The organism is Massilia aurea (assembly GCF_014200505.1).
Taxonomy (GTDB): Bacteria; Pseudomonadota; Gammaproteobacteria; order Burkholderiales; family Burkholderiaceae_D; genus Telluria; species Telluria aurea_B.
This window is the reverse complement of the sequence record NZ_JACHBX010000001.1, coordinates 936,567-948,311: the sequence shown is the minus strand read 5'-3', so window position 1 is coordinate 948,311 and position 11,745 is coordinate 936,567. Positions and strand designations below refer to the sequence as shown.

General features: G+C 64.7%; 8 protein-coding genes, 4 tRNA genes and 1 pseudogene. 6 read left to right on the top strand and 7 right to left on the bottom strand.

All coding sequences use genetic code 11. From position 1 onward, the window contains the following. Positions 1-14: 14 nt before the first annotated feature. The 3 genes and pseudogenes from HD842_RS04205 to rnr form a co-directional block, all read right to left on the bottom strand. Positions 15-680 (bottom strand): YceH family protein, encoded by a 666-nt coding sequence (locus HD842_RS04205; RefSeq protein WP_183551329.1) that lies wholly within the window; start codon positions 678-680, stop codon positions 15-17. Positions 681-866: 186 nt separating this feature from the next. Next, a complete protein-coding gene (gene rlmB / locus HD842_RS04200) occupies positions 867-1,610 on the bottom strand; it encodes a 23S rRNA (guanosine(2251)-2'-O)-methyltransferase RlmB (protein WP_183551326.1) in 744 nt (247 codons plus the stop codon). A 1,210-nt stretch (positions 1,611-2,820) separates the two neighbouring features. Continuing rightward, a pseudogene (gene rnr / locus HD842_RS04195) lies at positions 2,821-5,121 on the bottom strand (ribonuclease R); the annotation flags it as partial. Positions 5,122-5,518: 397 nt separating this feature from the next. On the opposite strand from rnr, the gene HD842_RS04190 reads away from it, so the two are divergent. The 4 genes from HD842_RS04190 to HD842_RS04175 all read left to right on the top strand — a co-directional run bounded on the left by HD842_RS04190 (position 5,519) and on the right by HD842_RS04175 (position 6,003). Then, a tRNA-Leu gene (locus tag HD842_RS04190) sits at positions 5,519-5,603 on the top strand. A 37-nt stretch (positions 5,604-5,640) separates the two neighbouring features. Next, positions 5,641-5,725, top strand: a tRNA-Leu gene (locus tag HD842_RS04185). A 56-nt stretch (positions 5,726-5,781) separates the two neighbouring features. Then, positions 5,782-5,866, top strand: a tRNA-Leu gene (locus HD842_RS04180). Between the two features lie 52 nt (positions 5,867-5,918). Next, positions 5,919-6,003: transfer RNA gene (locus tag HD842_RS04175), tRNA-Leu, on the top strand. Between the two features lie 100 nt (positions 6,004-6,103). Here HD842_RS04175 and cueR read toward each other — a convergent pair. After that, positions 6,104-6,493 (bottom strand): Cu(I)-responsive transcriptional regulator, encoded by a 390-nt coding sequence (cueR, locus tag HD842_RS04170; protein WP_183553596.1) that lies wholly within the window; start codon positions 6,491-6,493, stop codon positions 6,104-6,106. Positions 6,494-6,608: 115 nt separating this feature from the next. Between cueR and HD842_RS04165 the strand changes: the two genes are divergently transcribed. After that, positions 6,609-6,824 (top strand): hypothetical protein, encoded by a 216-nt coding sequence (locus HD842_RS04165; RefSeq protein ID WP_229424591.1) that lies wholly within the window; start codon positions 6,609-6,611, stop codon positions 6,822-6,824. A 73-nt stretch (positions 6,825-6,897) separates the two neighbouring features. Beyond that, on the top strand, positions 6,898-7,461 hold the full coding sequence (gene phaP / locus HD842_RS04160; protein WP_183551323.1) for a TIGR01841 family phasin: 564 nt from the start codon (positions 6,898-6,900) through the stop codon (positions 7,459-7,461). Positions 7,462-7,495: 34 nt separating this feature from the next. On the opposite strand, the gene tssA is transcribed toward phaP, so the two are convergent. Genes tssA through tssE form a run of 3 tightly spaced genes read right to left on the bottom strand, consistent with a single transcriptional unit; the run spans position 7,496 to position 11,691 of the window. Beyond that, positions 7,496-8,506, bottom strand: a complete 1,011-nt coding sequence (tssA, locus tag HD842_RS04155; protein ID WP_183551320.1) for a type VI secretion system protein TssA — start codon at positions 8,504-8,506, stop codon at positions 7,496-7,498. Between the two features lie 27 nt (positions 8,507-8,533). Beyond that, positions 8,534-11,191: a type VI secretion system ATPase TssH gene (gene tssH, locus HD842_RS04150; protein WP_183551316.1), complete on the bottom strand. Its 2,658-nt coding sequence runs from the start codon at positions 11,189-11,191 to the stop codon at positions 8,534-8,536. Beyond that, positions 11,167-11,691: a type VI secretion system baseplate subunit TssE gene (gene tssE, locus HD842_RS04145; RefSeq protein WP_183551312.1), complete on the bottom strand. Its 525-nt coding sequence runs from the start codon at positions 11,689-11,691 to the stop codon at positions 11,167-11,169. The genes tssH and tssE overlap by 25 nt, the downstream gene beginning before the upstream one ends. Positions 11,692-11,745 lie beyond the last annotated feature (54 nt).

Here is an 11,745-nt window from a genome sequence, read left to right as displayed (position 1 = left end):
GGCGTTCGAGCCGGTTACTGGAACTGCTGGCGAAACGCCTCGAACTGGCCCTTGAGGTCTTCCATCTCGATGCGCAGCGCGGCGACTTCTTCTTCAAGTTGCGCGATGCGACCGCCCTGCGTCAGGTTGCTCGCGCTGCTGGACGTCTGCTCGCTGCCGGCGACGATGGTGATCTCGCCACCGAGCAGCTGGCCGTAACGCGATTCCTTGGTGCCCGGCGCGCGCTCGAGTTTCACGACCAGCGGCGGGTATTTGTCGATCAAGAATTGCAGCGCTGTTTCGACATCGGCCACGGTCTTGAATTCGTGCAGGCGCCCGCTGCGGGTGCGGATCTCGCCGGCTGTCTGCAGCCCGCGCAGCATCAGGATGGTCAGCACGGCCAGCTTGTCCTGCTCGAGCGTCCACTTGATGCGCATGCGGTGTTCGTACTTGACGACGCGCGCGCCGGCCTGCGAAATGGCGTTCACGAGCTTGCGCTCGGCCAGCCGCTGCAGCGTATCGAGCACGACCGCTTCGCTGATCTGCATGACCGGATCGCGGCTCGACAACTGGTTGCAGCCATTGACGATCGCGTTGAGCGACATCGGATAATTATCGGGCGTCAGGCCTTCTTTTTCAGCCAGCACGGCCAGCACGCGCAGCTCGACCGGATCGAGTACCGCCACCATTTCATTCGTCATGCGTTTCCTTGTTATGCCAAACGGTTCAGTTGTTCGACGCGAGTTTACCACCGTCGTTGACGCAGGATGGCCTGGCGTGTTTCGTCGCCGATTCGGGAAGAGCGTTGCTGGGTAGGGATTTGGTACTGCGGAGGGATGAAACTGCCCGGATTGCCGCGAGCGCGACAATCCGGGCATGTAGAACAATCAGCTGTCGCGGCCGATACGCTGGCGGCGTGCTTCGTACAGGCAGACGCCCGAAGCCACCGACACGTTCAGGCTTTCGACCGAACCGAACATCGGGATGCTGACCAGCACATCGCAGGTCTCGCGCGTCAGGCGGCGCATGCCCTCGCCTTCCGAACCCATGACCAGTGCGGCCGGGCCCGAGAAGTCGGCTTCGTACAGGCCCTTGTCGGCGTCGTCCGTGGTGCCGATCAGGAGAATGTCGCGCTCCTTCAGCTCGCGCATCGTGCGCGCCAGGTTGGTCACCGTGATGTACGGGACCGTCTCGGCGGCGCCGCTGGCGACCTTCGCGGCAGTGGCGTTCAGGCCGACCGCACGGTCCTTCGGCACGATGACCGCGTGCGCGCCGACACCGTCGGCCACGCGCAGGCAGGCGCCCAGGTTGTGCGGATCGGTGATGCCGTCCAGGATCAGCAGCAGCGGCGGACCTTCGATGGCGTCGAGCAGCTCATCGAGATTGCGCGCCAGCGCGAGCTGGCTGGCAAACGCGATCACGCCCTGGTGACGACGAGTACCGGTGATCTTGTCGAGACGCGCGGCCTCGACGGGCATCACGCGCACGCCGGCAGCCTTGGCGTTGGCGATCAGGTCCTTCATGCGGCCGTCGTTGCGCTCGGCATCGACGAAGATTTCTTCCACTGACTGCGACTCGTGACGCAGTCGCGAGGTCACGGCGTGGAAGCCGAAAATCATTTTATTTTTCATTTGCTACTTTTCGAATACTTTCAGGGACTTACTTTTTGCTGGTTTTGGCTGCGGTCTTTGCTGCAGTTTTCACTGCGGGCTTGGTGGCGGCTTTGGCCGGAGCCTTGACTGCCTTCGGCGCTGCCGGCTCAGCGACAACCTTGGCTGCAGCCTTGCGTGGTGCAGCTGCCGCCTTTTTGGCTGGTGCTTTGGCAGCGACTGCCTCGGCCGGGGCCTTGGTGGCTGCTGCCTTGGCTGGCGCTTTGACCGCTGCTGCCTTGGCCGGGGCCTTGACTGCCGCTGCCTTGGCCGGTGCTTTCGCAGCAACGGTCTCGGCCGGCGCCTTGACTGCGACTGACTTGGCTGGTGCCTTGGCTGCTGCCTTTTTCGCTGGTGCCTTGACCGCTGCTGCTTTGGCCGGTGCATCAACTGGTGCTGCCTCGACTGGCGCTTTCACGGCAGCCGTCTTGGCAGCAGCCTTCTTGGCTGGCGCTTTGACCGCTGGCGCTGCCACGACTGGTGCAGCTGCAGCTGGCGCCGCAACGGCTGGCGCTTTCGCAACCGCTTTCTTCGCTGCAGCTTTCACTGGCTTGGCGGCGGCAACCGGCGCTGGCGCAGGGGCTGGTGCAGCCGCGACCACGTCGTTGACGACGGCCTTGGTTGCACGCGGCTTGCGCGCTGGCGCTGGCGCTGGCGCAGCGGCTGCTTCGGCTGGCTTTGGCTGCGCGACCGGTGCTGGTGCTGGTGCTGGTGCTGCAACCGGTGCCGGCGATGGCTTCTGCGCCTGCACTGGCGCTGGCTTCTGCGCCTGCACTGGCGCTGGTTTCTGGGCCTGCACTGGCGCTGGTGCCGGCTTCGCTGCCTGCACGGGCGCCTGTGGCATCGCTGTCGTCATTGGCGCTGCTGCTGCTGCCGCAGCGCGCTCGGCTGCCTTGGCCTTCTGACGGGCTTTGCGCGATTTCGGCTTGGCCTGCTGTGGCTCGATGCCATCCTGACCGAGCGGACGTGCAATCTCGAGTGGCGACTGCTGTGGACGACCCTGATCGTTGTTGCCGCCGTTGTTGCCTGGCTTCGGCCCACGCGAACGACCACCGCGCGAACGCTTGCCGTTCCCGCCGTTGCTATTGCCGTTACCGCCGTTGTTATTACCGTTACCGCCGTTGCCACCGTTGTGGCTGCCACCACCGTTGCCGCCATTGTTCTGACGACCATCGTTCGTGCGTGGCTCGTTGCTGCGCTGTTCCTTGTTGCGGCCACCCTGATTGCGCTCGCGACCAGCATCATCACCCGACGACTCGGCGCCAGGCGCGGACGCCAGCGTCAGGTCGATCTTGCGCGATTCCAGATCGACGCGTGCGACCTTGACGGTCACCTTGTCGGTCAGGCCATAGCTCTGGCCGGTACGCTCGCCGCGCAGCACATGGCGCGCTTCGTCGTACTGGAAGTAATCGGCGCCCAGCTCGGTGACGTGCACCAGGCCTTCGACGAACAGCTCATCGAGCTGCACGAAGATGCCGAAGGTGGTCACGCCGGCGATGGTGCCGGTGTATTCTTCGCCGATCTTGTCCTGCATGAAGAAGCACTTGAGCCAGTTTTCGACGTCGCGCGATGCTTCGTCGGCGCGGCGTTCGTTGGCCGAGCAGTGCACGCCCAGGGCATCCCAGATGGTCAGGTCTTTTTCGTTCTTCGGCGCCTTGCCGTCGGCCTTGTCTTTCGCGGCCTGCTTGCGGGCCGAGTTGGACTGCGTCGTGTTCAGCTTGGCCAGGTCGATGCCTTTCGGCTCGTACTTCTTGCCGAGCAGGATCGCCTTGATCGCGCGGTGCGTCAGCAGATCGGGATAGCGGCGGATCGGGCTGGTGAAGTGCGCGTAGGCCTCGAACGCCAGGCCGAAGTGGCCGACGTTGTCCGGGCTGTAGACGGCTTGCTGCATCGAGCGCAGCATCATCGTCTGCAGCAGTTGCGCATCCGGACGCTCCTTGATCTGCTGCATCACGGCGGCGTAGTCGCGCGCGCTCGGCTTGTTGCCGCCGGCCAGGTTCAGACCAACCTGCTTGAGGAAGGTGCGCAGCTGGTTCAGCTTTTCTTCGGTCGGCGTCGCGTGAATGCGGAACGTGCCCGGGTGCTTGTGGCGCAGCAGGAAATCAGCGGCGCACACGTTGGCCGACAGCATGCACTCTTCGATCAGGCGGTGCGCGTCGTTGCGGGTGCGCGGGATGATCTTTTCGATCTTGCCCAGCGCATTGCAAACGATATAGGTTTCGGTGGTTTCGAAGTCGATGGCACCGCGTTCCTGGCGCGCCTTGAGCAGCGCGCGGAACACCTGGTTCAGGTGTTGCAGATGCGGCACGATGCCCGGACGATTCTTGGCTTGCTCGCCGTTCTCATCAGCCAGGATGTCGGCCACTTCGTTATAGGTCATGCGTGCAGCCGAGTGCATCACGGCCGGGTAGAACTGGTAGGCAGTGACTTCGCCATCCTGCGAAACCACCATGTCGCACACCAGCGTGCAGCGGTCGACCGCCGGATTCAGCGAGCACAGGCCATTCGACAGCTTCTCGGGCAGCATCGGGATCACGCGGCGCGGGAAGTAGACCGAGGTCGAGCGTTCAATCGCGTCGGCGTCGAGCGCCTCGTTCGGCTTGACGTAATGGCTGACGTCGGCGATCGCGACCAGCAGGCGGAAACTGTTCACGCCCTTGATGGTGACGGGTTCGCAGTAGACGGCATCGTCGAAGTCGCGTGCGTCTTCGCCATCGATCGTCACCAGTGGCACGTCGCGCAGATCCACGCGGTCGGCCAGATCGGCATCGATGACTTCGTTCGGCAGGCGCCCGGCCTGCTTGAGCGCGGCCGGCGAGAAGATGTGCGGCACGCCGAACTTGCGCACGGCGATTTCGATTTCCATGCCCGGGTCATCGAGCTCACCGAGCACTTCGACGATACGGCCGGTTGGCTTCTGGAAGCGGCCTGGCTGCTCCAGCAGTTCGACACTGACGATCTGCCCTGCACGGGCGTTGCCGGTCGGGCCGGTGACGATCACGTCCTGGGCGATGCGCTGGTCTTCAGGCGAGACGATCCACGCGCCCTCTTCATTGAGCAGGCGCCCGATGATGTGCGTGTTCGCGCGCTGGACGACTTCGACGATCGAGCCTTCGGGACGGCCGCGGCGGTCCATGCCCGTCACGCGCGCCATGACGCGGTCGCCGTGCAGCACTTTCTGCATTTCGCGGTCGGACAGGAACAGGTCGGGACCCGGTTCATCGGGAATCACGAAGCCAAAACCGTCGCGATGCGCGCTGACTTTGCCGGCCACGAAGGCGGAATGATCGGCCAGCATATAGGTGCCGCTGCGGTCGGAACGGATCTGGCCGTCACGCTCCATCGCGTTCAGGCGGCGGCCGAGGACTTCCTGCGCTGCGGGCTGAACATCAAGGGCGTGTGCCAGGGCGGCTGCATCGAGCGATTCAGCGGCGTCGCGGAAGACAGCGAGGATTTCCTCGCGGCTTGGAATGGTATGAGTAGGTTGCTTCAAATCGATTCTTTTTTCTTTGGCCAGTAGAGCGCCGCACATCACATAAGGGCGGCAGCGTGGTTAATTGACACCATGACAGGCGTAGTGTAACGGAGGTCTATCCGATTCGCCTAACATGATGTGCGCCAACGACCTGCGCCCGTCACGGGATGCATGCGCGGAGAGCCTGCGCGGAGTACTTGCACGTGAGTCCTTGTCGAGAACTTCACCTTGGGTCTTTGACTATTGAAAATGATCCGCTATAATCTCGCTCTCTTCAGCAACGGCGACAACGCCGGGGCGATGAAAAGCAGTGGTAGCAGAGGATGTTTGATGCGCCGGTCAGCGATGTTTCACGAATAGTTGATCTGGCGGAAAATGACAAACCCTGCTATTGTAGCAGAGATGTTCTTGCAGTGCCCACGTGGCGGAATTGGTAGACGCGCATGGTTCAGGTCCATGTGCCGCGAGGTGTGGGGGTTCGAGTCCCTCCGTGGGCACCAAAAAGTTCATCGGTTATAAAGTTCGTGTAGTTGCAGTGCCCACGTGGCGGAATTGGTAGACGCGCATGGTTCAGGTCCATGTGCCGCAAGGTGTGGGGGTTCGAGTCCCTCCGTGGGCACCAAAGGTTTCAAGCAGAGTATCAAGTAGCACGCAGTATCGTTGTTGAGTAGTCCCAGTGCCCACGTGGCGGAATTGGTAGACGCGCATGGTTCAGGTCCATGTGCCGCAAGGTGTGGGGGTTCGAGTCCCTCCGTGGGCACCAAAAGTCTATCTCGCAGTAAGTAGTCTGTAATATCGTTGTCAGCAGTTGCAGTGCCCACGTGGCGGAATTGGTAGACGCGCATGGTTCAGGTCCATGTGCCGCAAGGTGTGGGGGTTCGAGTCCCTCCGTGGGCACCAAAAAATGTAGTGAGTTTGTGGACCGTGTGTCCCGCAAAACGCCGTAGCCTTTGAAACAGGGTTACGGCGTTTTGCGTTAACCCTTCCATTTAACGCAGGCTCAGTGCGTCGCCAGATCGTCCAGGATCGGGCAGGCCGAGCGCGCATCGCCATGGCACGATGCCGCCAGGCTCACGAGCGTGCGGCGCATTGCCGCCATCTCCGCGATCTTGCGGTCCAGCTCCTCGATATGCGTCTGCGCCAGTGCGCGCACGTCGGCACTGGCCCGGCCCTTGTCTTCCCACAGCGCCAGCAGGTTTTTGATCTGGTCCAGCGAAAAGCCCAGCACCCGCCCCCGATGAATGAATTGCAGCACGCGCACCTCGCGCTCGCTGTAGAGGCGATAGCCGGCACCGGTGCGGCGTGGCGCCGGCACCAGGCCGATCGATTCGTAATGGCGGATCATCTTCGCCGTGACACCAGATGCGCGGGCGGCGTCGCCGATGTTCATGCTGGGTGGGGTGGCTTGCATGGTGCACTCCGGTTGTCGTTCAGTCACCAGCTTACACCTTCCCACAATGGGAAGTACAAGTGCATGCTTGACTTGCGCGCCGGAACGGTCGAGCATGGGCGGCATGCAGATTCTTCGCTCTGCCGTCCTCGGGACGGCGCTCCTTGTCGTTCTCTCTTCCAGCCTGGCTGCGCCGGCGCCGTATTACCAATGGCGCAGCAAGCTTACGGGCGCCTTGGCCTGTTCGCCGACGCCACTGGGTGAAGGCTGGGTCAAGGCGACCGGCCCCTATCGTGACGCGCGTTGCGAAAAACCCATCGTTGTTAAATAATGAATCCGGCAGACGTCGTTTGTCTGTCATCGTTCAGCTTTCAAAAACAGCTTACCCACTGAGGAGACACCCCATGTTTACCAGCCCGGAACAGTTTGCCAACGCCACGAAAACCCTGTTCGACCTGCAGATGCAGACCTTCAATGCGCTGGCCGGCAAGACCGTCAAGGGCGTCGAGCAGGTCGTCGCCCTGAACATGAACGCCATCAAGAGCACGATGGACAGCACGATGCAGGCGAGCCGTGACGTCGCCCAGGCCTCCAATCCGAAGGCCGCGTACGAGTCGCTCGCGGCGCGCATGCAGCCAGCCGCCGGCGTGACCAACGCGGCCGAATACACGACGCAGTTGAAAGCCATCATCGACGACATGCACAACGAGTTCCGCGGCGCGGCCGATGCGCACGCCGTCGAAGCGAAGAACACGCTGTCGGCGCTGATCTATGACGTCACGCAGAACGTCAAGCCGGGGTCCGAGAACGCGGTCCAGATCATGAAGGCGGCGATCGACAATGCCTTCAAGGGCTACGAGCAGGTAACGGCGGCCACGCGCCAGGCGGTGCAGACGGTCGAAGCGCAGTTCGAACGCGCCAGCACCATCGTCACGCCGGGCGGCGGTAAGCAGGACAAACCCGAGTAAGCGCAGGTAAGTCCCCCGTCAACAACCCGGCCCCTCAGGGCGCCGGGTGCTTCATCGGCTGGTCCGCCTGGTCGTCAATCCCCAGCAAGTCTTCCAGCCGCGCCAGCGACACCTCATCCTTGATCACCGAACGCAGCCAGGCGTGCAATGGCTGCTCGCCCCAGCGCGCCGCTTTTTCTGCCAGATACGCAACGGGGCTATGCGGCTCCGTGCGCCGGAAGAAATCGGCCACCTGGCGCAGCTGCGCCAGCGCCTGGTCGCGGTGCCCGACCGGTCCGTCGATGTGCGCTGGCCGTGCCACGGCGATGGCGCCGCCCTGCCCTGCCGTCGATAATGCAGCGCTTGTCACCGCTACCGGCACGCCTGGTGAGATCAGGTCGATGACGTCGCGCAGCGCCGTGCGGGCCATGCTGTAGCTGGGGCCGTCGTTGCCCAGTTGTGCGTCGACGACGCGTTCCAGTTCGCTCAGCGCCGCGACGCACGCTTCGCAATCAACCAGCAGCGCCTGCACGAACGCTGGCTTGCTGCGTGCACGCAGCGCCTCCAGTTCGGCCACCGCGTCCGCCCCCCGTGCGCGCGCCACTTCCCATGCCTGCAGCGTCAGCGCGCCGCTCTCGTCCAGCGCAACACCCTTGGCCAGCGGCGCCACGCGGCTGGCCAGCCAGGCCAGGATGCCGATGCGCCGTTCGACGCCGTCTTCGTCGGCCTGCGGATGCACGCCGTCCCAGTAGCGCGCGCACAGTGCGGCGACCAGGCCCAGGCCATCGGCCAGGCCGTGCATGCCGCCGGTCCGGGTGCCTGCCTCGGCCAGCCAGACGGCCAGTTGCAAGTCCTTGCTGCGTGTCTCGAGCAGGGCAGCGCAGCGTTTGCCGACGAACTTCCAGTCGGCTTCCTTGAGCGCCGTAACCCAGGCGCCCTGCTCCAGCGACGGATCGTCGGCCAGACGCGCGCGGGCGATCTCGTCGACTTCGGGCGCGAAGGACAGGTCGGCGCCGCACGGATTGTCCGGCGTGATTGGTGTGAGCAACAGGTCGATAGCGAGCATGGTGTCTCCGCGGGGTTAAGTCTGCAATCAAGCCTGGACCGGTTCGATCAGGTATTTGAACTTGCCGGCGCGGGTAGCGCCGACCTTCACGCGGGCGATGGCGCCGCCTTCCATCATCCGCGCCAGCACGTTGTCGGCGATCTCGGGCAGCAGCGTGCCGCCCAGGATGTTGTCGATATTGCGCGCGCCGGAATCGACTTCGGTGCAGCGACTGAGCACTGCCGCCACCAGGGCGTCGTCGTATTCGAAGCTGGCCTTGTGGTTCTCGAGCACGCGCGCACCGATGCGGGCAAGCTTCAGGCGGATGATATTGGCCAGCACCTCGTCGCCGATCGGGTAGAACGGCACCACGCTCAAGCGGCCCAGGAACGCCGGCTTGAAATGCTTCATCAGGCTTGGACGCAGCATGTCGGCCAACGCGTCGGGCGTGGGCAGGTCGGCCGCCGGCTTGTTCAGGCAGGCGGCCATCAGCTGGCTGGCGCCGACGTTCGACGTCAGGATGATGATCGTGTTGCGAAAGTCGATGACGCGGCCTTCGGCATCGTCCATCACACCCTTGTCGAAGACCTGGTAGAACAGTTCGAGCACGTCCGGGTGCGCTTTCTCGGCCTCATCGAGCAGCACGACGCTGTACGGATTGCGCCGCACCGCCTCGGTCAGCACGCCGCCCTCGCCATAGCCGACATAGCCCGGCGGCGAGCCTTTCAGGCCCGAGACGCTGTGCGCTTCCTGGTACTCGCTCATATTGATCGTGATGAGTTTGCGCTCGCCGCCGTACAGGATGTCGGCCAGCGCCAGCGCCATTTCGGTCTTGCCCACGCCCGAGGTGCCGACAAACAAAAACACGCCCTTGGGCTTGTTCGGATCGTCGAGATTGGCGCGCGCCGTGCGCACGCGCTGGGCCACGACGCTGCTCGCGTGGCGCTGGCCCAGGATGCGCTCGTCGAGCATCGCCTGCAGATTGACGACCGTGCGGATTTCATCCTTGACCATGCGCCCGAGCGGGATGCCGGTCCAGGCGGCGACGATGGCGGCAACCGTGTGCCCGTCGACCTGTACCGGCACGAGCGGCGTATCGCCCTGCAGGCCGCGCAGGCGCTCGCCGAGCGCGCGCAGTTGCGCGCTGCCGTCCCCCGCTGCGTTTGGTCCCGCCGCTTCGAGTTCCGCGCGCAGCGTGCCGATCTGGCCTGCCAGCACCTGTTCGTCGGCCCAGCGGCCCTGCAGCGCAACCTGCTCGGCCGCCGCACTGGCGCGCTCTTCGCCCAGCGACGTCAGCGTGGACGCGTGATCCTCGCCGGCGCTCGTGTCGCGGCTCAGGGCTTTGACACGGGCGTCCAAACGCTCGATGCGGCGCCCGCAATCTTCCAGCAGCGCCGGCGTGGCGCTCTGGCCCAGCGCCACCCTGGCGCAAGCCGTGTCCAGCACGCTGATGGCCTTGTCCGGCAGCTGGCGCCCGCTGATGTAGCGGTGCGACAGGCGCACCGCCTCGGTGATGGCCTCGTCGTAGATGCGCACGCCGAAGTGCTGCTCCATCAGCGGCGCCATCGCGCGCAGCATCGCCGCCGCCGTGTCTTCGTCGGGCTCCTCGACCTTGATCACCTGGAAGCGCCGCGCGAGCGCCGCATCCTTTTCGAAGTATTTCTTGTATTCGCCCCAGGTGGTTGCGGCGATCGTGCGCAGTTCGCCCCGCGCCAGTGCGGGCTTGAGCAGGTTGGCCGCATCGTTCTGGCCGGCCGCGCCGCCGGCGCCAATCATCGTGTGCGCTTCATCGATGAACAGGATGATCGCGTGGGGGCTTTGCTTGATCTCGTGGATGACATTCTTGAGGCGGTTTTCGAACTCGCCCTTCACGCTGGCACCGGCCTGCAGCAAGCCCATGTCGAGCGTGTGGATCTCGGCGCCCTCCAGCACCTCCGGCACGTCGCCAAGCGCGATACGCAGCGCCAGGCCTTCGACGACGGCTGTTTTTCCGACGCCCGCTTCGCCCGTCAGGATCGGGTTGTTCTGGCGCCGCCGCATCAGGATGTCGATGGCCTGGCGGATTTCCATGTCGCGCCCGATGACCGGGTCGACCTTGCCATCGCGCGCGCGCGCCGTCAGGCAGGTCGTGTACTGATCGAGGGCTGGCGTGGCGCGGGCTGCGGACTGCGCCAGCTCGGACACGGCATCCGGCCCGGGCTCGCTGCTTTCCGCCGCCAGGTCCGTTTGCTCGACCGAGCCGCGCGTCAGGCGCTCGAGGTCGTGCTTCAGGCGATCGAGCGGGAAGCGCGCAAACAGTGGCGAGGCACGCTGCGCCAGTTGCGCCAGCGATGGCTCGGTCAACAGCGCCAGTATCAGGTGGCTGCTGCGGATGCGCGGGGCCCCGCCGGCGCCGAGCGACGCGATCAGCCAGGCGTGCTCGAACAGCAGCGGCAGATGGCGTGAAAACACGGGCGTGCGCGCGCTGCCGGTGGCAAAGCGCGCCACTTCGCGGCGCAGATCGGCTTCGAGGCCCGTGAGGCTGATATCGCAGTGGCGCGCGATCGCGGCCAGGTCGCTGCCCGGCTGCTCGATCAGGCCAAGAAACAGATGCTCGACGTCGACTTCGTACTGGCCCAGCCCGACGCAGATGCTGGCGGCGCGCGTGGCCGCCGCGCGGGTCGTGTCGTTGAGCTTCGAGATCAGCGTCTTGAGGTTGATGTCCATTGTGCCTCCTGGTCGGGTGGGGTCGCGGCCCTGGCAGGCCGGACGGTACGGTTGACGTCGTAGTGCAGCGACGACGGTTGCAGCACGGCGTTGAAGTTGATCGTCTCGTCCTGGCCGCCCAGCGCCAGGCGTGCGTGAATGACAAACTGCAGGCGATTGACGTCGCCCGCATCCGGCGCAAACGCGGCGCGCACGTCGGACAGGCGCGGCTCATGGGAGGCAAGCGCTTCTTCAATGCTGGCGCAGACGGCGTCGCGATCAAGGCTGCTGGTCAGGCAAAAGCCGGCGAAGTCGATCAGGCCGTAATTGAGCAGCGACGCGCGCGCAAGCGGATAGCCGGCCAGATGGGCGGGATCGAGCGCGAGGCGGGTATTGAGCAAGGCTTCGAGGTCGCGCGCGATGCTGTCCTTGACGCGCTCGATGGAGGCCGGTGCACCGGGCGCAAGATCGCGGCGCTCGTCCATCAGGCGGTCGAGCAGGCCAGGCGTGCAGCCTTTCATGGTATCTCCGAGGGGGGGTGGGTAACCACAACGAACACGCGGCGGCGCGCAGCC

Coding starts and splice junctions, on each gene's coding strand:
- phaP (WP_183551323.1), top strand. CDS start 6,898: ATGTTTACCAGCCCGGAACAGTTTGCCAACGCCACGAAAACCCTGTTC.
- HD842_RS04165 (WP_229424591.1), top strand. CDS start 6,609: ATGGGCGGCATGCAGATTCTTCGCTCTGCCGTCCTCGGGACGGCGCTC.
- cueR (WP_183553596.1), bottom strand. CDS start 6,493: ATGAACATCGGCGACGCCGCCCGCGCATCTGGTGTCACGGCGAAGATG.
- HD842_RS04205 (WP_183551329.1), bottom strand. CDS start 680: ATGACGAATGAAATGGTGGCGGTACTCGATCCGGTCGAGCTGCGCGTG.
- tssH (WP_183551316.1), bottom strand. CDS start 11,191: ATGGACATCAACCTCAAGACGCTGATCTCGAAGCTCAACGACACGACC.
- tssE (WP_183551312.1), bottom strand. CDS start 11,691: ATGAAAGGCTGCACGCCTGGCCTGCTCGACCGCCTGATGGACGAGCGC.
- rlmB (WP_183551326.1), bottom strand. CDS start 1,610: ATGAAAAATAAAATGATTTTCGGCTTCCACGCCGTGACCTCGCGACTG.
- tssA (WP_183551320.1), bottom strand. CDS start 8,506: ATGCTCGCTATCGACCTGTTGCTCACACCAATCACGCCGGACAATCCG.